Origin of the sequence: Actinomadura sp. 9N215 (genome assembly GCF_044326345.1) — a bacterium.
Classification (GTDB): domain Bacteria; phylum Actinomycetota; class Actinomycetes; order Streptosporangiales; family Streptosporangiaceae; genus Spirillospora.
Map to the genome: position 1 here is coordinate 1 of NZ_JBIRBA010000056.1, position 22,286 is coordinate 22,286.

Consider the following 22,286-nt stretch of genomic DNA (forward strand, 5'->3'; position numbering starts at 1 on the left):
GGTGCGGGGTGCCGGGGTGCCGGGGTGCGGGTGCGGGTGCGGGGGCGGGGGCGGGGTGTGAGATGGGGTGGGAGGACGGGTTAGCGGCCCTGGTAGTTGGGGGCCTCTACGGTCATTTGGATGTCGTGGGGGTGGCTTTCGCGGAGGCCGGCGGTGCTGATGCGCATGAGTTGGCCGCGTTCCTGGAGTTCGGGGATGGTGCGGGTCCCGGCGTACCACATCGACTGGTGGAGGCCGCCGACGAGCTGGTGTGCGACGTTGGCGAGCGGGCCGCGGTAGGGGACCTGGCCTTCGACGCCTTCGGGGATCAGCTTCTCCTCGGCGCTGACGTCGGCCTGCGCGTAGCGGTCCTTGGAGAAGGAGCCGCCGCGTTCCCGGTTTCGCATGGCGCCGAGCGAGCCCATGCCGCGGTACGACTTGTACTGCTTGCCGTGGACGAAGATCAGCTCGCCGGGGGACTCCTCGACGCCCGCGAGGAGGGAGCCGAGCATGACCGTGTCGGCGCCCGCGACGATGGCCTTGGCGATGTCGCCGGAGTACTGCACGCCGCCGTCGCCGATCACCGGGACGCCGGCCTCGCGCGCCGCGCGGGCCGCCTCGGAGATCGCGGTGAGCTGCGGGACGCCGACGCCGGCGACGATGCGGGTGGTGCAGATCGAGCCGGGTCCGACGCCGACCTTGACCGCGTCGGCGCCCGCGTCCACCAGGACCTTCGCGCCCGCGTAGGTGGCGATGTTGCCGCCGACGACCTCGACGCCCGCGTTCGTCTTGATCGCGGCGATAGTGTCGGCGACGCCCTTGGAGTGGCCGTGCGCCGTGTCCACGATGATCACGTCGGTGCCGGCCTCGATGAGGGCCTGCGCGCGGCGGATCGCGTCCTCGCCGACGCCGACGGCCGCGGCGACGAGGAGGCGTCCGTCGGCGTCCTTCGTGGAGTCGGGGTACTTCTCGCTCTTGGTGAAGTCCTTGGTGGTGATCAGGCCCTTGAGGCGGCCGTCGGCGTCGACGAGCGGGAGCTTCTCCACCTTGTTGCCCGCCAGCAGCCGGAACGCCTCGTCGCGCGTCACGTCCACCGGTGCCGTGACCAGCGGCATCGGAGTCATGACCGCGCGCACCGAACGGGACGGGTCGGACTCGAAACGCATGTCCCGGTTCGTCACGATGCCGACCAGCACGCCCCGGACGTCGGTGACCGGCACGCCCGAGATCCGGTAGTGGGCGCACAATTCCTCGACGTCGGCGAGCGTCGCGTCCGGCAGGCACGTCACCGGGTTGGTGATCATCCCAGCCTCGGAGCGCTTGACCCGGTCGGCCTCCTCCGCCTGCTCCTCGATCGACATGTTCCGGTGCAGGACGCCGATGCCGCCCTGCCGCGCCATCGCGACCGCCGTGCGGGCCTCGGTCACCGTGTCCATCGCCGCGGAGAGGAGCGGGATGCGCAGCGAGATCCGGCGGGTGAGCCGGGTCGTGGTGTCGGCCTCGCCGGGCTGCAGGTCGGAGTAACCCGGCAGCAGGAGCACGTCGTCGAAGGTAAGGCCCTGCGGAAGGAACTTGTCGGGCTCGGCGGGGTTCATGACTACCTTCCCGTTGTGGTGGCGGCATCGGGCCAGGTCACGGCGACCTGTACCCATGGTAGGGCGTGAACCCGCGGCCGGACGGCCTTTGCCGACGGCGGCCACGTGGCCTTGATGACATCCCGCAACAAGGACGACGGTCCTGTACATTCCCGCTCGCGCGCACGCCGCGTGATTGTTCGCGCACGGAGGAGAGAGGGGGGTGCACCTCCCAGGGCGCGGAGCAGTAGCGTGGGTGTGTGCACGACGATGCTCCGCTCGACCCGTTCGCCGGAGACCCGGAGGACCCGGCGGCGGCGCTCGGAGACCCGGGCGACGACTCCGCTCCGCTCAGCGTGACAGAGCGGGAGGACGTGCTGGCCGACCTCGCCGACCTTGAGGTCTTCCGGGCCCTGCTGGAGCCGCTCGGCGTGCGCGGGCTCACCGTCGACTGCGGCGACTGCGGCAAGCTCCACTACATCGACTGGGACCTGCTGCACGGCAACCTGCGCCACCTGCTCGACGAGGGGCTCCCCCGCGTCCATGAGCCCGCCCTGGCCCCCGACCCCGTCGACTACGTGAGCTGGGAGTACGCCCGCGGCTACGTCGACGGCGTGATCGACAGCGAAGAGGGCCGCGACGAGAACTGACCCCGCGCGAACCGCTCCCGCGCGAACCGACGCGGCACAAACCAGCGGCCAGAACCGACGCGGCACGAACCAGCGGGCTGAAGCGACCTGGCGCGAAGCGACCGGCGGAAGTGACGCGGCACGAACCGACGCGGCACAAACCGGCGGCCAGAATCGACGCGGCACGAACCAGCGGGCTGAAGCGACCTGGCGCGAAGCGACCGGCGGAAGTGACGTGGCGCGAACCGACGTGGCGCGAACCGACGTGGCGCGAACCGACGTGGCGCGAACCGACGTGGCGCGAACCGACGTGGCGCGAACCGACGTGGCGCGAAGCGGTGGGTGGAAGTGATGCGGCGCGTGCCTGGTCGGCGGGGCTAGTCGTTGTCGCGGCGGTTGGGGTACTGGTACTGGTTGATTCGTCTGTGGGCGCGGGCGCGGAGGTCGTCCACCCGGTGTCCGGTGCCGTCGTGGGCGTCGGGACGGTCGTCGGTTCCCCTGGTGGCCGGGCCGGAGTAGGCGGTCATGGGCGGGGACGAGTAGGCGGTCGTGGGCGGGGTGCCGGGACGGTCCTGGCGGCGGGGGTACCGCTGGTGCGGGAACAGGTGCCTCACGCGCGACTTGGTCGGCTCGTAGTTCCCGCGGTCGCCGGACGGCTTGCGCCGCGCGGGCGGCTCGGGCGCCGGGTCCCGTTCCGAGACCGGACGGACGAGAGACCGCGGACGGTCTCGGTGCCATCCGGCGTCGGTGTCGGAGGCGGCGGGCTTCTCCGGGTCTCCGGCCACGCCGGCGGTGCTCGGGGACGGGGAGGCGGCGGTGTGGTTGGTCACGCCGCTGCCCGCGGCGGCGACGCCGGTGCTGGCGAGGACGGCCCCGGCCACGCCGAGGGCCACGATGGTGCGGGGGCCGCGGCGGCGCGAGCCCGAGCCGGGCCCGGACGGAGCGGGCGGGACGGGCAGGGCCGTCGTTTCGGAGCCGGTGTCGCATCCGGGGGCCTGGTCGTCCACGTCGGTGATGAGTGCGCGCAGCAGCCGCACGGCCGGGTCGGGGTCGTCGGCCTGGCGCGGGCGCCCATGTGCGGCCCCGGCGGGCTCAGCCCCGGTGTTTTCGGCACCGGCGGACTCGGCACCGGCGCGTTCCGCCTTGGTGGCGGCGCCGGACGTGGAACTCTCCGCGGCCTCGGCCGGAGAGCCCTGAGGGCCGTCCGCGGCGGCGGAGGAGGAGCAGCCGCCTTCAGGCTCGGCCGTCGGGGCCGCGGCCGGGGCGGCCGTGGAGCGGGCGGTGGAGCCGGCAGCGCGCCGGGCCGCCAGGGAGTCGATGATCGCGTCCGTGCGGCGAACCGCGCTGAGGTCCGCCGGGAGGCCGGCGACGGCCTGCGGCCGGCCCGCCGGCGCGGGGGGACCGCCGGAGTTCGAAGGCTCGGCCGGACCCGGGGCGCCCCGCATGCCAGTGAAGGGGCCGCGTTCCGTCAAGCGATCGACTCCTCTCTGGCCATCGCCCGAAGCCGGGCCAGAGCCCGGTGCTGCGCGACCCGTACCGCCCCCGCGGACATGCCCAGTACATTACCGGTCTCCTCGGCGGAAAGGCCCGCCACCACCCGCAGCAGCACCAGCTCGCGCTGGTGGTCGGGAAGGCGTGTCAGCAGGTCGCGGGCGCGCTGCGCCTCGATGTAGCGCACCACCGTCTCCTCGGGCCCCGGACGGTCGTCGGGACCGTCCGGCAGGTCCTCGGTCGGCACGGCCGCACGGACGGCGCTGCGCAGCGCGTCGGCGATCTTGTGCGAGGCGATGCCGAAGACGAAGGACGCGAAGGGGCGGCCCATGTCCCGGTAGCGGGGCAGGGCCGACAGGACGGCGATGCAGACCTCCTGGGCGACGTCGTCCGCGATGTGGTACTGGCCTGAGACGCGTCCGAGACGGGCCCGGCAGTACCGGACGATCATCGGGCGCACCTCGGCGATCAGGACCTCGATGGCCACGGGGTCGCCCTGGACGGCGAGGCTGGTCAGCTCTTTGAGATCACCGTCGGCCGCTTTCGCCGCGCGCAGAACCCTTGTCCCACGGCCGGTGTCGTGGGACATCGGAGGGGCGGGCCCTCCCGAGGGTTCGGCGGCGCTCGCGGTCATGGTCCCGGCGTAGCATCCCTCGGTCACGTCAAGCATGATGCCCAGCGCGCCCGGGCGTGTCTCCACCGTCGTCTACAACGGAATGGTCACAGTGCTGGAGCAACCCTGGGGATACTACGCAGAGTGGGCGCGCCACTGCGTTCGGTCCTTGATTTTTGCCCAACTCTCAACGGACAGATAGCTGAAAACAGCTCATCGAGCGACATACAAGACATCGGCCACCAAACGGCGAGACCCCCGTCCGGACGGACGGGGGTCTGCCGATGATCTCCGGACGGAACGAGCCGCACGCCCGTCCGGCGAACGCGGTCTCAGTGACCGTGCCCGTGACCGTGGCCGTGGCCGCCGGCGGCCTCCTCGGCCTCCTCCGGCTTGTCGACCACGAGCGCCTCGGTCGTGAGCAGCATGCCCGCGATCGAGGCGGCATTGGTGACCGCCGAACGGGTGACCTTCACCGGGTCGATGACGCCCTGCGCGACCAGGTCGCCGTACTCGTCCGTCGCGGCGTTGTAGCCGTGGCCCGGCTGCAGCGCGCGCACCTTGGAGACGACGACGTAGCCCTCCTGGCCGGCGTTCTCGGAGATCCAGCGCAGCGGCTCGTCCAGCGCGCGGCGGACGGCCTCGGCGCCGGTCGCCTCGTCGCCGGACAGGCCGAGGGTGTCGAAGCCGTCCTTCGCGACGTGCACCAGCGCGGCGCCGCCGCCGGCCACGATGCCCTCCTCGATCGCCGCGCGGGTCGCCGAGATGGCGTCCTCGAGGCGGTGCTTCTTCTCCTTCAGCTCCACCTCGGTGGCGGCGCCGACCCGCAGCACGCAGACGCCCCCGGCCAGCTTGGCGAGGCGCTCCTGCAGCTTCTCCCGGTCCCAGTCGGAGTCGGAGTTCTCGATCTCGACCTTGATCTGGTTGATCCGGGCGGTGATGTCGTCCGCGGAGCCCTCACCGTCGACGATGGTGGTGGCGTCCTTGGTGACGGTGATGCGGCGGGCGCGGCCGAGGTCCTCCAGGCCGATGGAGTCGAGCTTGAGGCCGATGGCCTCGCTGACGACCTGGCCGCCGGTGAGGGTGGCCATGTCGCCCAGCATCGCCTTGCGGCGGTCGCCGAAGCCCGGCGCCTTCACCCCGACGGACGTGAACGTCCCGCGGATCTTGTTGGCGACGAGCAGGGCCAGGGCCTCGCCCTCGACGTCCTCGGCCACCACGAGCAGCGGCTTCTTCGTCTGGGCGACCTTCTCGGCCAGCGGCAGGAACTCCTGCACGTTGGAGATCTTGCCGTCCACGATGAGCACGTAGGCGTCCTCCAGGACGGCCTCCATGCGCTCGGGGTCGGTCACCATGTGCGGCGACAGGTAGCCCTTGTCGAACTGGAGGCCCTCGGTGAACTCCAGTTCCAGGCCCATCGTGTGGGCCTCCTCGACGGTGATGACGCCGTCCTTGCCGACCTTCTCGAACGCCTCCGCGATCAGCTCGCCGATCTGCGGGTCCTGCGCGGAGATGGTCGCGACGTGCGCGATCTCGCTCTTCTCCTCGACCTCGCGGGCCGTCTTGAGGAGCTGGTCGGACACGTACTGGGCGGCCGCGTCGATGCCGCGCTTGAGCGAGAGCGGCGACGCGCCGGCCGCCACATTGCGGGTGCCCTCGCGGACCATCGCCTGCGCGAGGACGGTCGCCGTGGTGGTGCCGTCGCCCGCGATGTCGTTGGTCTTGGTCGCCACTTCCTTGGCGAGCTGGGCCCCGAGGTTCTCGTAGGGGTCCTCCAGCTCCACCTCGCGGGCGATGGTGACGCCGTCGTTGGTGATCGTCGGCGCGCCGAACTTCTTGTCGATGACGACGTTGCGGCCGCGCGGGCCGATCGTCACCTTGACGGCGTCCGCGAGAGCGTTGACGCCGCGCTCAAGAGCCCGGCGAGCGTCCTCCTCGAACTCCAGGATCTTCGCCATGCGGATACTCCTCTTCACGCGATCCGCCCCGACCGGCCCGCCGAAGGCGGCGCCGACCGGGGCGGGTGCATCACGTTCTCGGTGATTACTTCTCGATGACCGCGAGCACGTCGCGGGCCGAGAGAACGAGGTAGTCCTCGTTGTTGTACTTGACCTCGGTGCCGCCGTACTTGCTGTAGAGCACGACCTCGCCGACCTTGACGTCGACGGGGACGCGCTCGCCCTTGTCGTCGACGCGGCCCGGACCGACGGCAAGGACGGTGCCCTCCTGGGGCTTCTCCTTGGCGGTGTCCGGGATCACCAGGCCCGACGCGGTGGTGGTCTCGGCCTCAAGCGGCTGGACGACGATACGGTCCTCAAGCGGCTTGAGAACAACCTTGGTGGCGGTCGTCACGATCTGACCTCCCCTTCGATTGGTCCTCGGCCGGCCATGACCGGCCGGCCAGCACATGTGACAGAAGAGGCGACCCTGGACCGGCCTGTCGTCGCGGGTGCCAGACCGACCTTCGTCGCTGCTGGCACTCTCCCTCGGAGAGTGCCAGTCATGGAGACTATGCCGTGCCCGGTAAGCAGTCAACACGGACACGGACACGCCCGGCAGGCGTCCGCCCGCGTTCACCGCAGGCTAACTTCCCCACATCGGGCCGCTAACTTCCACCCATGGACATCGCGTCGTTCCGGGCCCTGCTCGGCCCGTCCGGCCAGGCGCTCCTCAGCGAGGCGGCCGGATTGGACGTGAGCGAGGACGGTCTGCTCGCCACGGCGTCCCGGCTTCGCGGACGGCACGATCCCGCGCTCGTGGCCGCGGCGCTCACGCAGGTGCGGTTGCGCGAGCGGGCGCGGGCGAAGTTCGGCGACGACGCCGTCCGCATGTACTTCACCCAAGCGGGCCTCGAACAGTCGACCCGCGGGAGTGTGGCATCGCACCGCGCACGCCGGTTCGCCGACCGGCTGCCCGGCGCGCGTGTGCTGGAACTGGGCTGCGGGATAGGGGCCGACCTCATCGCCCGAGCGCGCGCGGGCCTCGCCGGGGACGGTGTGGAACTCGACCCGTTGACGGCTGAAGTGGCGCGGGCGAACTTGGCCTCCCTAGGGCTGGACGGTCTCGCCTCTGTGCGTGTGGGCGATGCGACCAAGGAAGACCCTTGCGGGTTCGGTGCCGTCTTCGCCGATCCTGGACGGCGCACAGCGCGAGGCAGGGTCTTCGATCCCCGCTCTTATGAGCCGCCGCTGGATGTCGTCCTGGAAAAGGGCGGCCAGGTACCGGCTGCTTGCGTGAAGGTCGCGCCGGGCATTCCGCATGAGGCCGTCCCGGACGGGGCGGAAGCAGAGTGGGTCTCCGTGGGTGGGGACGTCAAGGAAGCGGCCCTGTGGCTTGGTGAACTCGCCGGGGACGTAGGTCGGCGAGCCACTCTGCTCTCGTCCGACACCGACCCGGACGTGTGGACGCTGACTCCGCAAGGCTTGGACGATCCGGACGTGCGCGCATGGGGCCGCTATCTGTACGAGCCTGACGGCGCCGTGATCCGCGCCCATCTGGTCGGTGAGGTCGCGGAGTTGGTCGGCGGCGGGCTCGCGGACCCGCACATCGCGTACGTCACGTCCGACGAGCTGCGTCCGACACCGTTCGCGTCCGCGTACGAGATCGAGGACGTGCTGCAGTTCTCGGTCAAGCGGCTGCGCGCGGAATTGCGCCGCCGCGGCGTCGGCGTGCTCACCGTGAAGAAGCGCGGCTCGGCGGTCGACGTCGACCGGCTGCGCCGCGACCTGGGCTTCGGCGGCCGTCGCCCGTCGCGCAGCACGTCGCGCGGCACGGCGGCGGAGCTGACGCTGGTGCTGACGCGCGTGGGACGAGACCCGGTCGCCCTCCTGACCCAACCCGTCCGCTAGCGCGGACCCGCCCGGAGCCGCGGGCGGCGGTGATCGAGTCCAAAGATCTTCCCGCGGACCGGCCGCGCCAAGGGGGGCCGGGCGACGCGCCACGTCCGGGCAAATCATCGGCGCTTTCCGGCATCGCGTTCACCAGAGATTGCGGGCGCGCGGCAAGGCCGTAACACGACGCGGAAATCGGCGCCCTCGGATCTGACGGCCGGAAAACACCAAGTCAGGTTCAGCGACCGGGACTTCGGCGCTCCCGAATGCGCCATGGAAATGGCCGGACGCCCGCCGGACGGCATGACGATCCGCGGCCGCGTGTCGGCTAGGCCGCGGGCCTCCGCGGTCCGCCAACTACCGATGTCGACCGAGATGTACGGACAGAACACCGCCCCGGGACGGCGTCTCCCACGTCCGCCCGCACCGCTCATCACCACCAACGGAACGATTGCCGCAAACCGGAAAAAAGCCGTACTGCCGGAGAACTCTCACAATTTGCCCCAGCCGGGTAACAGGCACATTACACCGAACTCACAATGTTCTCTGCTCCCCGTTAAAGCGGCCGCCCGCACGCACTACAGTGGCCTCTCCAGAGATTCATTGCCGTGCGTCATTTCGTCGCGCCGGCACACGAAGGAGCATCGGGTGGAAACGAATCACAACTTCCTGCAGACGGGGGGTCAACCGGTCTCGGATCGGATGCGGGAGTTGCTCGCCCGTGCGGCGCAGGACCACGTCTATGAACAGCGCTCACAGGGTCAGGTCCTCGACGAGATTCGGCAGCGGCTCGAAGGGATGGAGTGGCTGCTCCGCGAGGTCCGCGAGCGGGAGCTCAGCGGGCTGACCGGGCAGATCGAGACCGTCCGCGGGCAGGTCGACGAGCTGTCCGGCAAGCCCCCCGAATGGGCCGAGGGGCTGGCCGAGCACATCGAGGCGTTCGGCGAGCGGGTCAAGCCCGTCGCCGAGCTGCCCGCGCTGTGGGCCGACGTCGGCGTCGTCGCCGAGAACGTCGACGAGGGCCTGGCCCGCATCCAGTCCGTCCTCGACTCCGCGCAGCAGATCACCGACGCCACGCAGCAGGCGTCGCAGCGCATGGACGAGATGACCAAGCGGCTCGACAAGCTCCAGGGCAGCATGGAGGCCGCGTCCGTCCGGTTCAACCGGCTCGACAAGTCACTGGCGGAGCTCGGCCACCGGTCCGAGCGGCTCGAACACTCGATCAACGGCGTCACGGCGCGGGTCGACCAGGCGCTCGGCGAGATGGCCGAGCGGATGGAGCAGGGCCTGGAGGCGGTCAACGGCCGCGTCGAGGGCGTCGGCGGACGGCTCGACGGCCTCGACGGGCGGCTGGACGGCGTCGACGGCCGCCTCGAAGGCCTGTCCGGCAAGCTGGACGGCCTGGACGGCAGGTTCGAGGGCATCGACGGCCGCATCGACGGCGTCGGCGAGCGGATCGCCCGGCTCCCCGCCACGCTGGAGATCGCCGAGGTGCACCGGCTGCTGAGCGAGCTCGCGCAGCGTCCGGCGGCCGACCACAGCGACCGCTTCGACGCGCTGGAGAAGCACCTCGCCGAGGCCGTCGACCCGCTGATCGAGGAGCTGCGCGCCCGGCCGGACCGCGACGAGGTCAAGGCCACGATGTCGCAGATCGCCGAGACGGCCTACAGCGACGTCGCCAAGCGCATGGACGAGTTCTCCCGCCGGTTCGAGGACGTGCACGACGACGTCCGCAAGCGCATCGAGGGCATCCACGAGGAGGTCGCCAAGCGGGTCGACGGGGCGCTGGAGGAGTTCACCACGCAGGTCGACATCGTGTCCCGCCGCGTCGAGTCGGTGCACGCCGACGTCACCAAGCAGGTCGAGTCCGTCCACACCGAGGTGACGCGGCAGGTCAGCGGCGTCCACGACGACTTCGGCAAGCGGATCGGTGACATCCACGCCGACGTCACCCGGCAGGTCGGCTCGATCCACGAGGACGTGACCAAGCAGGTCGGCAACATGCAGGAGGACGTGACGCGGCAGGTCGGGGGCGTCCACGAGGAGTTCGCGCGGCGCGTGGAGGGCATGCAGGACGAGGCCGGACGCCGCGCCGACGCCGCGCAGGCCGAGTTCGTCAAGCGCTTCGCGCACGTCGAGGACGAGGTCGGCCGGAAGGTCGACGGCGTCCACGACGACGTCTCCAAGCAGGTCAACGCCGTGCACGAGGACGTGCTGAAGCGGCTGTCCACCCTGGAGGAGACGATGCTCGCCCTCGCCGAGGCGCTGCTGCGCCCCCGCCGCGAGACCAAGGACTGAGCCCGGGCCGCCGCCGGAGGGACGCTGATCATCGGACGGGTGGGGCCGCTTCTGGCCCCGCCCGGTCCGCTGCGCCCCGCCCGGTCCGCTGCGCCCCGCCCGCCCGCACCGTCTCCGGCGCTTCGGCCGATTCCAGGGAGTCCGGATACCTACCGGAATCCGCGACGTTTGTCCGGCAAGCCGCCGTTAAGACCGAAGGTGCTTCGTCTCAGCACCGCGATGACGTGCATCTTGTTACGTTCCGTCTTCGCAAAATCACTCCCAATACGCTTCGGAATCCGTTTTCATGGTTCAGGTGACTCGCACACCGGCTCTCGACCTGCCGACCGGCGCCCCACCCGGCGACACCACCCTGCGCTGGGTCGAGGAGTGTCTCGGCAAGGGCGCCGAAGTCCGCATGGTGCGGCCGCTCGGCGGCGCCGCCCACGCCAACCACGCCCTCGTCGTCGAGAGCCGGTCCGGCAGCGCGCACCGCCTCGTTCTGCGCCGCTGGACGTCCGGCGAACCGGACCCCGCGCGCCGCCCCCACGGCACCGAGTTCTCCCCCGAACGCGAGATCGCCGCGCTCGCGCTGCTCGCCGCGTCCGAGATCCCCACCCCGGCCCTCGTCGCCGCCGATCCCGCCGGCGCCTACTGCGACGTCCCCGCCCTGCTCATCACCCGCCTCCCCGGCCACCCGCCGCGCCCGTCGCCCGACGACCTGCCCGAGTACCTCATCCAGCTGGCCGCCGCACTGCTGTCGGTGCACAGGCTGAACGGCGCGTCCACGATGCCGCCGTACGTCCCGCACAACCGGCTCGACGAGCGGTGCCCGCCGAAGCACGCGCACCGTCCCGACCTGTGGGAACGCGCCTACGAGGTCGCGGCGCGGCGCGCGCCCGAGGCGCCCGTCCGGTTCATCCACCGCGACTACCACGCCGACAACACGCTCTGGTCCTACGGCAAGCTCACCGGCGTCGTCGACTGGTCGGACGCCTCGTCCGGCCCGATCGCCGTCGACATCGCCCACATGCGCCGCGGCCTCGCGCTCCGCTACGGCCCCGCCGTCGCCGACCGCTTCCTCTCCGCGTTCGACCAGGTCTCCGGCGGCTACCCGCACGACCCGTACTGGGACGTCCGCAGCCTCCTCGACCTCCTCCCCGAGGACGCCTCCCGCGTCATCGACGAAGCCCAGGTCCCCCTGTACGAGAACTACCTGGCCAAGCTGCTCGCGGACTGCTGACCCGGCGCGTCAGACCGGGGGGCGCGCGAGGCCGGTCCGGTAGGCGATGACGACCAGTTGCGCGCGGTCACGGGCGCCGAGCTTCATCTTCGCCCGCTGGACGTGGGTGCGCACGGTCAGCGGGCTCACGAACAGCTCCTCCGCGATCTCCGTGTCGGACTTCCCGTCCGCGACCAGCAGCGTCACCTCGCGTTCGCGGGCGGTCAGGGCGGCGAGGTCGTCCGGGACCGCCAGCTCCGCGCCGGGCTCGGGGGCGGCGAGGAAGCGTCCGATGAGGGAGCGCGTCGCGGTCACGGACAGCAGTGCGTCACCGGACGCCACCGTGCGGATTCCGTCGAGGAGCCCGTCGGCGGAGACGTCCTTGCCCAGGAAGCCGCTCGCCCCGGCGCGCAGGGCCCGGGCCACGTGCTCGTCCGTCTGGAACGTGGTGAGGATGAGGACGCGGGTCGCCTCCAGGTCGGGGTCGGCGCAGATGGCCTCGGTCGCGGCGAGGCCGTCGGTGCCGGGCATCCGGATGTCCATGAGGGCGATGTCGGGACGGTGCGCGCGGACGAGCTCGACGGCCTGCGCGCCGTCCGTGGCCTCGGCGACCACCTCCATGTCCTCGCAGGAGTCGATGAGGATCTTGAACGTCGCCCGGAGCAGGGCCTGGTCGTCGGCGAGCAGAACACGAATGGTCATCTGGGCCTTCAGGTGTGGATGGGCAGTTCGGCGGTGACGGCGAAGCCGCCTTCGCGGCGGTGTCCCGCGCGCAGCCGCCCGCCTGCGGACTGGGCGCGTTCCCGCATTCCGATGAGTCCGAACCCGCCGCTGGGGGCGGGCGGGCGGGGCGTGGCGCCGCCGTCGTCGCTGACCGTGAGGGTCAGCGTGTCGCCGCTGTAGGCGAGCCTCACTTCCGCGGTGCCCGCACCGGCGTGCTTGGCGACGTTGGTGAGCGCCTCCTGGACGATGCGGAACGCGGCCAGGTCGACACCGGGTGAAAGCGGCCGCCGTTCCCCGTCGACCGTGACGGTGGCGTGCAGGCCGGCGGAGTCGAACGCGGTGACGAGCTCGTCCAGCCGGGCCAGTCCGGGGGACGGCTCCAGCGACTCGGGATCGTCCGACCTGCGCAGCAGCCCGACCGCGGACTGCAGTTCGCGCAGCGCCGAGGCCGTGGTGCGGCTCAGCTCGTCGAGGATCTTCCCGGCCTGCTCGGGGTCGGTGCGCGCGATGTGCGCGGCGGTGCCGGCCTGCGCGTTGGCGAGGGCCATGTGGTGCGCGACGACGTCGTGCAGCTCCCGGGCGATGCGGACGCGTTCCTCGGCGACGCGGTGCCTGGCCTCCTCCTCGCGGGTGCGCTCGGCGTGCTCGGCGCGGGCGTGCACGGCGTCCAGATACGCGCGCCTGCCCTGCACCGCCGCGCCCGAGACGAGCGCCACGATGATCCAGAACGCGGGGGCGAACGTCGCCAGCTTCTGAGCGTCGTCGTCCTCGTTGGACCACTGTGCCGCGAGGAAGAACGCCACGATGGCGATCAGTCCGTACACACGCGCGGACCGCTCGGAAATGCGGATGCCCAGCGCGTAGAACGCGACGACGAGCGGAATCACGTACTTGTGCTCGACCGGATAGCCCGTGGCGCCGGTGACGAGGGTGCAGCAGACGACGAAGACGGCGACGACGCCCGGATGGCGGTAGCGCCAGGCCAGGGAGAGGCAGGCCGCGGTCGCGGGCAGAGTCCCGGGCCACCAGCCCGTCTCGGTGTCGATGTACTGCCCGACGGTGACCGCGTACACCAGCAGCAGGAAGACCGCCTCGACGAGGCGGGGGTAACGGTCGGCGAACCGCCGCCAAGCGTTGATCATGAGGTCCTCCCGCGGATGTCCTGTATCCCATGGTGGGGGACGGATCGGTGAGGGCCGTCCGTGCGGCGCACGGACGGCCCCCAGCGGATGTGCGTCAGACGCGGGCCGATCGCGGCTCGGCGTGGTCCGGCACCGTCGTGAGCGGGGGCGGCACCCGGTCGCGCAGGGACTCGCCCTCGACGTCGACGCGCGGCAGCAGCCGGCCCAGCCGGCGCGGCAGCCACCAGGCCCGCCTGCCGAGCAGGGCGAGGACGGCGGGCACGATCACCATGCGCACGACGATGGCGTCGAACAGGACGGCGGCGCCCAGCCCGAAGCCCACCATCTTGATCATCATTCCGGCGCCGGTCATGAACCCCGCGAACACCGACATCATGATCAGCGACGCGGCCAGCACGACCCGGCCGCTGTACCGGAACCCGGTGACGACGGCCTGCCCCGGCGCCTCCCCGTGGACGTGCGCCTCCCGTATCCGGGTGACCAGGAAGACCTGGTAGTCCATGGCCAGGCCGAAGCTGATCCCCACCAGGAAGATCGGCAGGATGCTCATGATCGGTCCGGGTTGCTCGACGCCGAAGAGCCCGCCTCCGTGGCCGTTCTGGAAGACCGTGACGAGCGCGCCGAACGCCGCCGCGATCGACAGCAGGTAGCCGAGCGTGGCCTTGAGCGGCACCAGGATGGAACGGAACACCAGCAGCAGGAGCACGAACGCGAATCCGACGATGGTCGCGAGGTAGGGGATCAGCGCCTTCTGCATCTTCACACCGACGTCGATGTTCAACGCGGTGGCGCCCGTGACCTCGAAGGACGCTCCGGCGGCGGACTCGAGCGCGGGACGCCCGTCCCGGATCTCCCGGACGAGGTCCTTCGTCTCCTGGCTGGTGGGCGCCGTGGCCGGTGTCGCCGACAGCACCGCGGTCGTCCCGGCCTTGTCGAACTGGGGCGGGGAGACCGACACGATGCCCTGGGTGGCGGCGAGCTTCGCGCCGATCGTCGCGGCCGCGGCCTTCGGGTCGCGGGCGTCGCCCGCGTCCACCACGACGGTCAGCGGTCCGTTGAAGCCGGGGCCGAAGCCGTCCGCGAGGGCGTCGTAGGCGCGCCGCTCGCTGGTCGAGGTGGGCTTGGCCTCGTCGCCCGGCATGCCGAGCCGCATGTTCATCGACGGGATGGCGATGGCGCCCAAGGCGGCGACCGCGACGAGCAGCACCGGCACCGGCCGCCGCAGCACGAACCGCGCCCAGCGGACTCCGAGGCCCTCGCTCCCACCGCCCGCATGACGGTTCTTGCGGGTACGGCGCGACAGGACGGAGTTCGGCAGGAAACCGAGCAGCGCCGGGACCAGGGTCAACGCGACCAGTACGGCGACAACGACCGCACCGGCGGTGCCCAGCCCCATCTTCGTGACCATCGGGACGCCGACCACCGACAGCCCGGCCAGCGCGATGACGACGGTGAGCCCGGCGAACACGACCGCGGTACCGGCGGTGCCCACGGCCAACCCGGCCGCCTCCCGGGGCTCGTGCCCTTTGCCCCGCTCCTCCCGGTAGCGGGAGACCACGAACAGCGAGTAGTCGATGGCGACCGCCACCCCGAGCATCATCGCCAGCTCGCCCGTCGACGGGGACAGGTCGAAGACGTTCCGCAGGGCGGTGATCGACATGAGGCTGATGACCACCCCGACGGCGGCGGTGACCAGCGACAATCCGGCGGCGGCCAGCGATCCGAAGGTGATCAGCAGGACCACGGCGGCGATGCCGAGGCCCACGATCTCGCCGACCCCTCCGGCCGGGTCGGTCTCCAGCGCGGAGCCGCCGACCTCGACGGTCAGCCCGGTCCCCTGGGCCTGCTTGACCGCGTCCCGCAGCCTGTCCTTGCTCGCCTCGGTGAGGTCGTCGGTCGTGACCTTGTAGGTGACCGTCGCGAACGCCGTGGTCCCGTCCTTGCTGACGGCCCCCTCCTCGAAGGGGCTCTCCACGTCGGCGACCTGCGGACCCTTGGCCGCCTGCGCCACCAGCGCGTCGATCGGCGCGCGGTTCTCCGGCGCGGTGATCTTCTGGCCCTGCGGGGCGATGAACACGACCCGGGCGTCGGCACCGTCGGCCGCGGCGCCGGGGAACTTGTCGTTGATGTGGTCGAACGCCTTCTGCGACTCGATCCCGGGCATCGTGAACGAGTCGGACGGGGCCTTGCCCGCGCTCTGAGATCCGAGGAACGCGGCGGCCAGGGCGGCGAGCCACAGCAGCGCGACCGCGTAGCGCCATCTGTGTGCCCCGCGCCCCACGCGGTACAGGAAGGTGGCCATGGGAAAGTCTCCGTATCTGTGGTGGGAACCCCACAAGACTCCCCGGGCGCGCACCCTCCCGTAATCGTGCGTGCCAAGGCATTCGGGTACTGAAAAACGCGTACGTGCGGGCGCCCTCGGGCTGGGCCGGAAGGAGGAGGGACCCGCCTCAGAGGAGGATCGACTCGATCGGAAGGCTCGAATCAGCAGGGAGTTCGAGCGCGGACGGGGCCGCCCCGGCGGCGACCAGTTCGGAGCCGAGGGCGGCGACCATGGCGCCGTTGTCGGTGCAGAGCTTCGGGCGCGGGACGCGCAGCCGCACGCCCGCCTTCTCGCAGCGCTCCGCCGCGAGGGCCCGCAGCCGCGAGTTGGCCGCGACGCCGCCGCCGATGAGCAGGTCGTGGACGCCGTTGTCCTTGCAGACCTTCAGCGCCTTCTGCGTCAGGACGTCCACGACGGCCTCCTGGAAGGACGCGGCCACGTCCGCGACCGGGACCGGCTCGCCCGCGCGCTCCTTGGCCTCCACCCAGCGCGCGACCGCCGTCTTCAGGCCGGAGAACGAGAAGTCGTAGGTGCCGTCGTTGTACTTCCCGCGCGGGAACGCGATCGCGGCCGGGTCGCCGTCGCGGGCCATCCGGTCGATGATCGGGCCGCCGGGGAAGCCGAGGTCGAGGACGCGGGCGACCTTGTCGAACGCCTCGCCGGCCGCGTCGTCGACCGTGGCGCCGAGGGAGCGGACGTCGCCCGCCACGTCCGGCACCAGGAGCAGCGACGAGTGCCCGCCGGACACCAGCATCGCCACGCACGGCTTCGGCAGCGGGCCGTGTTCGAGCTGGTCGACGCACACGTGCGCGGCCAGGTGGTTGACGCCGTACAGCGGCTTGCCGAGCGACAGCGCGTACGCCTTGGCGGCGGCGACGCCGACCATCAGCGCGCCCGGCAGGCCGGGACCGGCCGTGACGGCGAACGCGTCCACGTCGGTGAACGCCACGCCCGCGTCGGCGAGGGCCCGCTCGACCGTCGGCGCCATCGCCTCCAGGTGGGCGCGGGACGCGACCTCGGGCACCACGCCGCCGAAGCGGGCGTGCTCGTCCACGCTGGACGCGATCGCGTCGGCGAGGAGGGTGTGGCCGCGCACGATCCCGACGCCGGTCTCGTCGCAGGACGTCTCGATGCCGAGCACCAGCGGCTCGTCCGAAATCACGTGTACTCCCTGGTGAAGCCCATCGGCGGACGGTCGCGGAGCTTGCGGCACATGACGATCGCGTCCACGTCGGACGGCTGGTAGTAGCGCTTGCGGATGCCGACCTCGTCGAAGCCGAACCGCTCGTACAGGCGGCGGGCGGCGGCGTTGTCGGCGCGGACCTCCAGGAACACGGCCTCGCTGTTGCGGCGGACGGCCTCGTCCAGCAGCTCGGTGAGCAGCGCGGCGCCGACGCCCGACTTGCGCTGGTCGGCGCGGACGCCGATGGTCTGCACGTCGGCCTGCCCGCCCGCCGCGGCGAGGCCCGCGTAGCCGACGATCTCGCCGGACGCCTCCGCGACGACGTAGTGGCGCGTCCGCGGCTGGTCGGCGAGCTCGCCGCTGAGCATGTCCTCGCTCCACGCGTCCTCGGGGAACAGCGAACGTTCCAGCAGATGGATGGTGGGGACGTCCTCGCCGGACATCGCCCGCAGGACGATGCCTCCCGTGTCGTGCGGGCTCACGCCGGGGTCACCTTCTTGCGCGGGCCCGGCTCCTTGGCGTCGGGACGGCGGAGGTAGAGCGGCTCGGGCGGCAGGAGGGCCGGGCCCTTCAGCCCGGCGAGGCGCGCGACGGTCAGCTCCGCGAGGGCCCCCGCGGTGGGCAGCAGCGGCTCATGGCCCGCGCCGTGGCCCGAGCCGTGGCCTGAATCGCCGAGGGTCTCCGGGTACAGGGCGGCTCCTTCGCCGACGACGGGGAGGCCGGGCGGGGCCCCGTCCAGGACGTCGGAGGGCGGGCCCACGGCGGGCTCGGTGGCGCGCGCGCGGAACGAGTGGTACCGCGCCCAGTAGACCTCCTTGCGGCGGGCGTCGGTGGCGACGGCGAACGGCTCGTCCCTACCGGTGGCCCAGGCGATGACGTCCAGCGTGCAGATGCCGTGCACCGGGATGCTGAGCGCCTCACCCATGGAGCGGGCGGTGACCAGCCCGACGCGCAACCCCGTGTACGGGCCGGGGCCGACGCCGACGGTGATCGCGCTCAGATCGTCCGGGGCCGCCCCGGCCTCCGCCATCACGCTCGCGATGGACGGGGTCAGCAGCTCGGTGTGCCTGCGCCGGTCGACCGCCTCGGCCGCGCCGCGCCGGACGGCGCCCTCACCCGGGGTCCACTCGTACAACGCCACGGTGATCGCGGCGGTCGCGGTGTCGAAAGCCAAGACCAGCACGGGTTGTAAGCCTACAGCCCCCGCCTGCCGGAACGCCTGTCAGGTGACAGGTCAGATGACCGGACGGGTCAGGACTGATCGAGCCCCTGGATCACGGCCTTCGCCACCTCGACGGTCCCGCCCGTGGCGTTCCGCGACGACAGCGGATCGCCGTCGTCGGAGCCCGAGTAGTGGATGGTGATCAGGACGTTGCCCACCCGGACGTTGCCGATCGCCTCGCCCGACCCCTGCCCGTCGTCGACGCTGTAGACGACGTACCCGTCGTCGCCGACGTCGGTGAGGCGGATCTTGTCGGTGAGCTCCTGACCGGCGAGGAGGCCCTTGCCGGACTCGTCGGCCGTCCGTTCCGAGGTGAATTTGGCGCGGGCGGCGTCCGTGGGCGTCTGGGCCCCGGCGCCGGGGACGGCGCGCAGCTCGATGGTCAGCTGGCGCTTCGCGTCGCCCGCGTACGCGCCCCACACGCACTGGTTCTGCTGGTCGTCGCCCTGGTAGCTGTCGGCCTCGGTGCGCTCGGCGCCGGGCGCGAGCCTGTCGACGAGGGCCTGGCCGACGATCGTGCAGGAGTCGGGGACGGCGGACCGCTCGCCGTTGGTCATCGGGGCGCTCTCCGTGGCCCCGCTCCCGACGACCTGGCCGCCGTCGTCGCCGCCGCTCCCCCCGCCGAGGCCCGACAGGACGACGAACGCGGCGAGCACGCAGACGCCGATCCCCGCCACGAGGCCGCCGATGACGACGGCCCAGCGCCTGCCCTTGCGGCGCTGGCGCACGACGCGGTGGCTGCCGGTGCCAGTGCGGTAACTCCCGTTGCCGGAGCGGTACGGGCCGCTGCTCTGCCCGCCATGCGAGCCGCCGCCGGTCTGGAAGGAGCCGCTGCTCTGCGCGCCGTGTGAGCCACCGCCGGTCTGGTGGTGGGGGCCGGTCTCCCTGCGGTACGGGCCGCTGCCCGGCCGGGACGCCGGGTACTGCGGGTACTCGCCCGCCTCGCGGTCACGACCGCTGCGATGGCTACCGCTCACCGGATCCCACTCCCGTTGCGAATGTCGATATGCCGAGAAGGTGAGGTTCGTTCCGGCAAAGAGTACGACATGCAGCCGTAAAGTGGCTCAGCCGGTCAAGCAAAAGGCACAGAAGTCACCCGAAAGCGCTCAGCCGGCGTCAAGATCCAGCTCTGACCAGCGACGACCCACCCCGACGATCTTTACTTCGCGTTCCTCTCCGGGGCCTTCCCCACGCGAAATGATCATTTCGAGGCGGTCCTCGGCAAGGCCCTCCGCGAGCCCTTCTCCCCATTCCACGATCGTCACCGATTCCTCGACCGACGCGTCGAGATCGAGATCGTCCAACTCCGCGAAACCGCCCAGCCGGTAGGCGTCCACGTGCACCAGCGGCGGCCCGCCGGCCAGCGACGGATGCACCCGCGCGATGACGAACGTCGGCGAGGTGATCGGGCCGCGCACCTTCAGGCCCTCGCCGATGCCCTGCGCGAGCGTCGTCTTGCCCGCGCCGAGGTGGCCCGTCATGACGAGCAGGTCGCCGGGGCGCAGCAGGCCCGCGACGCGGACGCCGAGCTCGCGCATGTCCTCCGCCGTGGGCACCGTGACCGTCGTCGCGGCGTTCATCGCGTTCGTCGACTCCGTGGCGTTCGTGGCGTTCACGCGGTGCGCTCCTCCTCGTACTCCGGCCGGACGCGGTCGATCAGCCGGCGCAGCCCGCCGGTCACCACGCCCGGGTACTCCAGCGGCAGCACGTGCCCGGCCTCCTCCACCTCTACCAGCTCCGCGTCCGGCAGCGCGTCGGCGATGCGGCGCGAGTGCCCGGCCGGGGTCAGCCGGTCCTGCCCGCCCGCGAGTACCAGGGTCGGGACGCGTCCGAGAACGTCCAGGCAGGCGACCTTGTCGTGCGCCATCAGCGCGGGATAGAACTCCGCGATCACGTCGATCGGCGTCGCCCTGATCATCTGCTCCAGGAAGCCGACGACGGTCGGGCTCACATGCCGGTCGGCGAACGCCATCTTCCGCGTCACGACGAACGCCAGGTCGGCGCCGAGCCCGCGGGCCCGCTCCACCAGCTCGGCCTGGCGGCCGAGGCCGCGCAGCGTCCGCGGCGCCAGCGGCCGGACGACCTTCGCCAGCACCAGCGGCAGCCCCAGCGTCAGCTCCGCCATGTCGCCGCAGGACGTGTTGACCAGCGCCACCGCGACGACCTGCCGCTTGAACAGCTTGGGATGCCGGTCCGCCAGCGCCATGATCGACATCCCGCCCATGGAATGCCCGGCGAGCACGACCGGCTGCTTCGGCCGGACGGTCGCCTTCAGCACGGCGTAGAGGTCCTCGCCGGTCTGGTCGATGGTCGCGTTGAGGGGGTCGCTGCGTCCCGACCGGCCGTGGCTGCGCTGGTCCCAGAACACCATCTGGAACGATCCTTGCAGGTCACGGCGCTGGTAGTGCCAGGAGTCCTGGTTGAGGGTGTAGCCGTGGCTGAACACGACGGTGAGGTCGGCGTCGTCCGGTCCGTCCACCTCGACGTGCAGCGGGAGGCCGTCGCTCGCCTCGACGGTCAGCTCCCGGCCGCGCAGCTCGCCGAACGGCTCGCCGGCGTCCGGGTCGGGCCGCAGCCCCACCCGGCCGACCGCGACGCGCCGGAGCCCGACCGCCGCGCCCACGCCGGCCGCGCCGACGCCCGCGACGGTGCCGGCGATGCCGATCCTGCGCCTGCTGCTGCCCATACGCGCGCGCCTCCTACAGCGCCCCTCCCGGGTACGCCCTCGGTACCCGGGACCCGATGCGGGTGACGATCTCATACGAGATCGTGCCCAGCGCCTCCGCCCACTCCTGCGCCGTCGGCTCGCCCCGGTCGCCGGGCCCGAACAGGACGATCTCGTCCCCCGGCGCGAGCTCGTCGTCGCCGAGGTCGATGACGAACTGGTCCATGCAGACGCGTCCGGCGATCGTCCGCCGGGCCCCGGCCGCGAGGACCTGCAGCAGGTTCGACCCGTGCCGGGGGATCCCGTCGCCGTACCCGACGGGGACCACGGCCAGGTTCGTGTCCCGCTCGGTGTGGTAGGTGTGCCCGTACGACACGCCGCTGCCCGCCGGGGCCCGCTTGACCAGCGCCGCGTCCGCCACCAGCGTCATCGCGGGACGCAGCCCGAACGTGCCGAGCGCCGGGATCGGCGACAGCCCGTACATCGCGATACCCGGACGGACCAGGTCGAACCTGGCCTCGGGCAGCGTCAGCGCGGCCGCCGAGTTCGACAGGTGCCGGACCTCGAACCGCGCCCCCGCCTTCTCCGCGTACTCCACCATCTCGGTGAACGCCCCGATCTGCGCCGCGATGGACGGGTGACCCGGCTCGTCCGCGCAGGCGAAGTGCGACATGACCCCGACCACGTGCACCCGTCCCGACGCCTCCGCCTTCAGGGCCGCGTCGACGAGCTCCTCCCAGTCATGGCCGCGCACCCCGCCGCGCGACATGCCGGTGTCGGCCTTCAGATGCAGCCGTGCGGCGCGTCCGGCCTGCTCCGCCGCCCGGACGACCTCCTCAAGCAGCCACATGGAGCCGACGGACAGGTCGACGTCCCGCGCGACGGCCTCCTCGTACGGCTCGCCCGGCACGCCGACGCTCACCAGCGTCCGGGCGGTGAGGCCCGCGTCCCGCAGCCGCAGCGCCTCCCCCAGCTTCGCGACGCCCAGCCACGAGGCGCCGCCCGCCAGCGCGGCCCCCGCCGCCTCGGCGAGCCCGTGCCCGTACGCCTCGGCCTTGACCATGGCCATGACCTCGGCCCCCCGCGCGCGCTCGCGCAGGAGCCCGACATTGCCGGCGATCGCGTCCAGATCGACGCGCGCCTCCGCTGGAACCTTCATGAGAACCAAGTGTGCCGCCCTCACGTCCATGCCCGTGCGCAACACCGCCCAGGTCATGGCCAGTCTGCCCGTTCAGAGAGCGCTCCAACGGCACTCTCCGTCCAATAAGACGCGATTGCCCGACCCCGAGTTCGCCCCGCACAACGCGCCTCAGACAGCGGGCCCGGCCTCAGACCTCAACCGGGGTCACGGGTCGTGCGGCCGGAGGCGCCCCGCGCCGGAGGTCGCACGACCCGCCGGCCGGGGGGGCCGTT

General features: G+C 71.9%; 19 protein-coding genes. 4 read left to right on the plus strand and 15 right to left on the minus strand.

The genetic code is table 11. The features are described 5' to 3' along the window. Positions 1-80: 80 nt before the first annotated feature. The gene (gene guaB / locus ACH34T_RS43985; protein ID WP_396026978.1) at positions 81-1,574 is read right to left on the minus strand and encodes an IMP dehydrogenase; all 1,494 of its coding nucleotides are present in this window, start codon (positions 1,572-1,574) and stop codon (positions 81-83) included. Positions 1,575-1,813: 239 nt separating this feature from the next. On the opposite strand from guaB, the gene ACH34T_RS43990 reads away from it, so the two are divergent. Next, complete coding sequence (locus ACH34T_RS43990; protein WP_396026979.1) at positions 1,814-2,203, plus strand: DUF5319 domain-containing protein; 390 nt, start codon at positions 1,814-1,816, stop codon at positions 2,201-2,203. A 356-nt stretch (positions 2,204-2,559) separates the two neighbouring features. Here the strand turns inward: ACH34T_RS43990 and ACH34T_RS43995 are convergent, their stop codons facing one another. From ACH34T_RS43995 to groES, 4 genes are all read right to left on the minus strand, one after another. After that, complete coding sequence (locus ACH34T_RS43995) at positions 2,560-3,654, minus strand: hypothetical protein (RefSeq protein WP_396026980.1); 1,095 nt, start codon at positions 3,652-3,654, stop codon at positions 2,560-2,562. Then, on the minus strand, positions 3,651-4,262 hold the full coding sequence (locus tag ACH34T_RS44000) for a sigma-70 family RNA polymerase sigma factor (protein WP_396026993.1): 612 nt from the start codon (positions 4,260-4,262) through the stop codon (positions 3,651-3,653). Before ACH34T_RS44000 ends, ACH34T_RS43995 begins: the two co-directional genes overlap by 4 nt. 356 nt (positions 4,263-4,618) lie before the next feature. Beyond that, positions 4,619-6,244, minus strand: coding sequence for a chaperonin GroEL (gene groL / locus ACH34T_RS44005; protein ID WP_396026981.1), 1,626 nt, complete (start codon positions 6,242-6,244; stop codon positions 4,619-4,621). Between the two features lie 85 nt (positions 6,245-6,329). Then, positions 6,330-6,641: a co-chaperone GroES gene (gene groES / locus ACH34T_RS44010; RefSeq protein ID WP_205717442.1), complete on the minus strand. Its 312-nt coding sequence runs from the start codon at positions 6,639-6,641 to the stop codon at positions 6,330-6,332. A gap of 263 nt (positions 6,642-6,904) precedes the next feature. Between groES and ACH34T_RS44015 the strand changes: the two genes are divergently transcribed. The 3 genes from ACH34T_RS44015 to ACH34T_RS44025 all read left to right on the plus strand — a co-directional run bounded on the left by ACH34T_RS44015 (position 6,905) and on the right by ACH34T_RS44025 (position 11,636). Beyond that, positions 6,905-8,134, plus strand: a complete 1,230-nt coding sequence (locus tag ACH34T_RS44015) for an SAM-dependent methyltransferase (protein ID WP_396026982.1) — start codon at positions 6,905-6,907, stop codon at positions 8,132-8,134. Between the two features lie 630 nt (positions 8,135-8,764). Next, positions 8,765-10,414 (plus strand): hypothetical protein, encoded by a 1,650-nt coding sequence (locus ACH34T_RS44020; RefSeq protein ID WP_396026983.1) that lies wholly within the window; start codon positions 8,765-8,767, stop codon positions 10,412-10,414. Positions 10,415-10,700: 286 nt separating this feature from the next. Then, positions 10,701-11,636 carry a phosphotransferase family protein gene (locus ACH34T_RS44025; RefSeq protein WP_396026984.1) on the plus strand — a complete coding sequence of 312 codons (936 nt, stop codon included), beginning with the start codon at positions 10,701-10,703 and terminating at the stop codon, positions 11,634-11,636. Between the two features lie 9 nt (positions 11,637-11,645). Here the strand turns inward: ACH34T_RS44025 and ACH34T_RS44030 are convergent, their stop codons facing one another. The 10 genes from ACH34T_RS44030 to alr form a co-directional block, all read right to left on the minus strand. Then, the gene (locus ACH34T_RS44030; protein WP_396026985.1) at positions 11,646-12,317 is read right to left on the minus strand and encodes a response regulator; all 672 of its coding nucleotides are present in this window, start codon (positions 12,315-12,317) and stop codon (positions 11,646-11,648) included. 8 nt (positions 12,318-12,325) lie between these two features. After that, a complete protein-coding gene (locus tag ACH34T_RS44035) occupies positions 12,326-13,480 on the minus strand; it encodes a sensor histidine kinase (protein ID WP_396026986.1) in 1,155 nt (384 codons plus the stop codon). A 94-nt stretch (positions 13,481-13,574) separates the two neighbouring features. Then, positions 13,575-15,782 carry an MMPL family transporter gene (locus tag ACH34T_RS44040; RefSeq protein WP_396026987.1) on the minus strand — a complete coding sequence of 736 codons (2,208 nt, stop codon included), beginning with the start codon at positions 15,780-15,782 and terminating at the stop codon, positions 13,575-13,577. Between the two features lie 148 nt (positions 15,783-15,930). Beyond that, entirely contained in the window at positions 15,931-16,965 is a 1,035-nt protein-coding gene (gene tsaD / locus ACH34T_RS44045) for a tRNA (adenosine(37)-N6)-threonylcarbamoyltransferase complex transferase subunit TsaD (RefSeq protein ID WP_396026988.1), read from the minus strand. Then, entirely contained in the window at positions 16,962-17,429 is a 468-nt protein-coding gene (rimI, locus tag ACH34T_RS44050) for a ribosomal protein S18-alanine N-acetyltransferase (RefSeq protein WP_396026994.1), read from the minus strand. The genes tsaD and rimI overlap by 4 nt, the downstream gene beginning before the upstream one ends. A 35-nt stretch (positions 17,430-17,464) precedes the next feature. Then, positions 17,465-18,169, minus strand: a complete 705-nt coding sequence (gene tsaB, locus ACH34T_RS44055; protein ID WP_396026989.1) for a tRNA (adenosine(37)-N6)-threonylcarbamoyltransferase complex dimerization subunit type 1 TsaB — start codon at positions 18,167-18,169, stop codon at positions 17,465-17,467. Positions 18,170-18,237: 68 nt separating this feature from the next. Next, a complete protein-coding gene (locus ACH34T_RS44060; RefSeq protein WP_396026990.1) occupies positions 18,238-19,185 on the minus strand; it encodes a hypothetical protein in 948 nt (315 codons plus the stop codon). 129 nt (positions 19,186-19,314) lie between these two features. Next, entirely contained in the window at positions 19,315-19,788 is a 474-nt protein-coding gene (gene tsaE / locus ACH34T_RS44065; RefSeq protein ID WP_396026995.1) for a tRNA (adenosine(37)-N6)-threonylcarbamoyltransferase complex ATPase subunit type 1 TsaE, read from the minus strand. A gap of 32 nt (positions 19,789-19,820) precedes the next feature. Continuing rightward, positions 19,821-20,894 carry an alpha/beta fold hydrolase gene (locus ACH34T_RS44070; RefSeq protein ID WP_396026991.1) on the minus strand — a complete coding sequence of 358 codons (1,074 nt, stop codon included), beginning with the start codon at positions 20,892-20,894 and terminating at the stop codon, positions 19,821-19,823. Positions 20,895-20,907: 13 nt separating this feature from the next. Then, positions 20,908-22,032, minus strand: coding sequence for an alanine racemase (gene alr, locus ACH34T_RS44075; protein ID WP_396026992.1), 1,125 nt, complete (start codon positions 22,030-22,032; stop codon positions 20,908-20,910). Between the last annotated feature and the right edge of the window lie 254 nt (positions 22,033-22,286).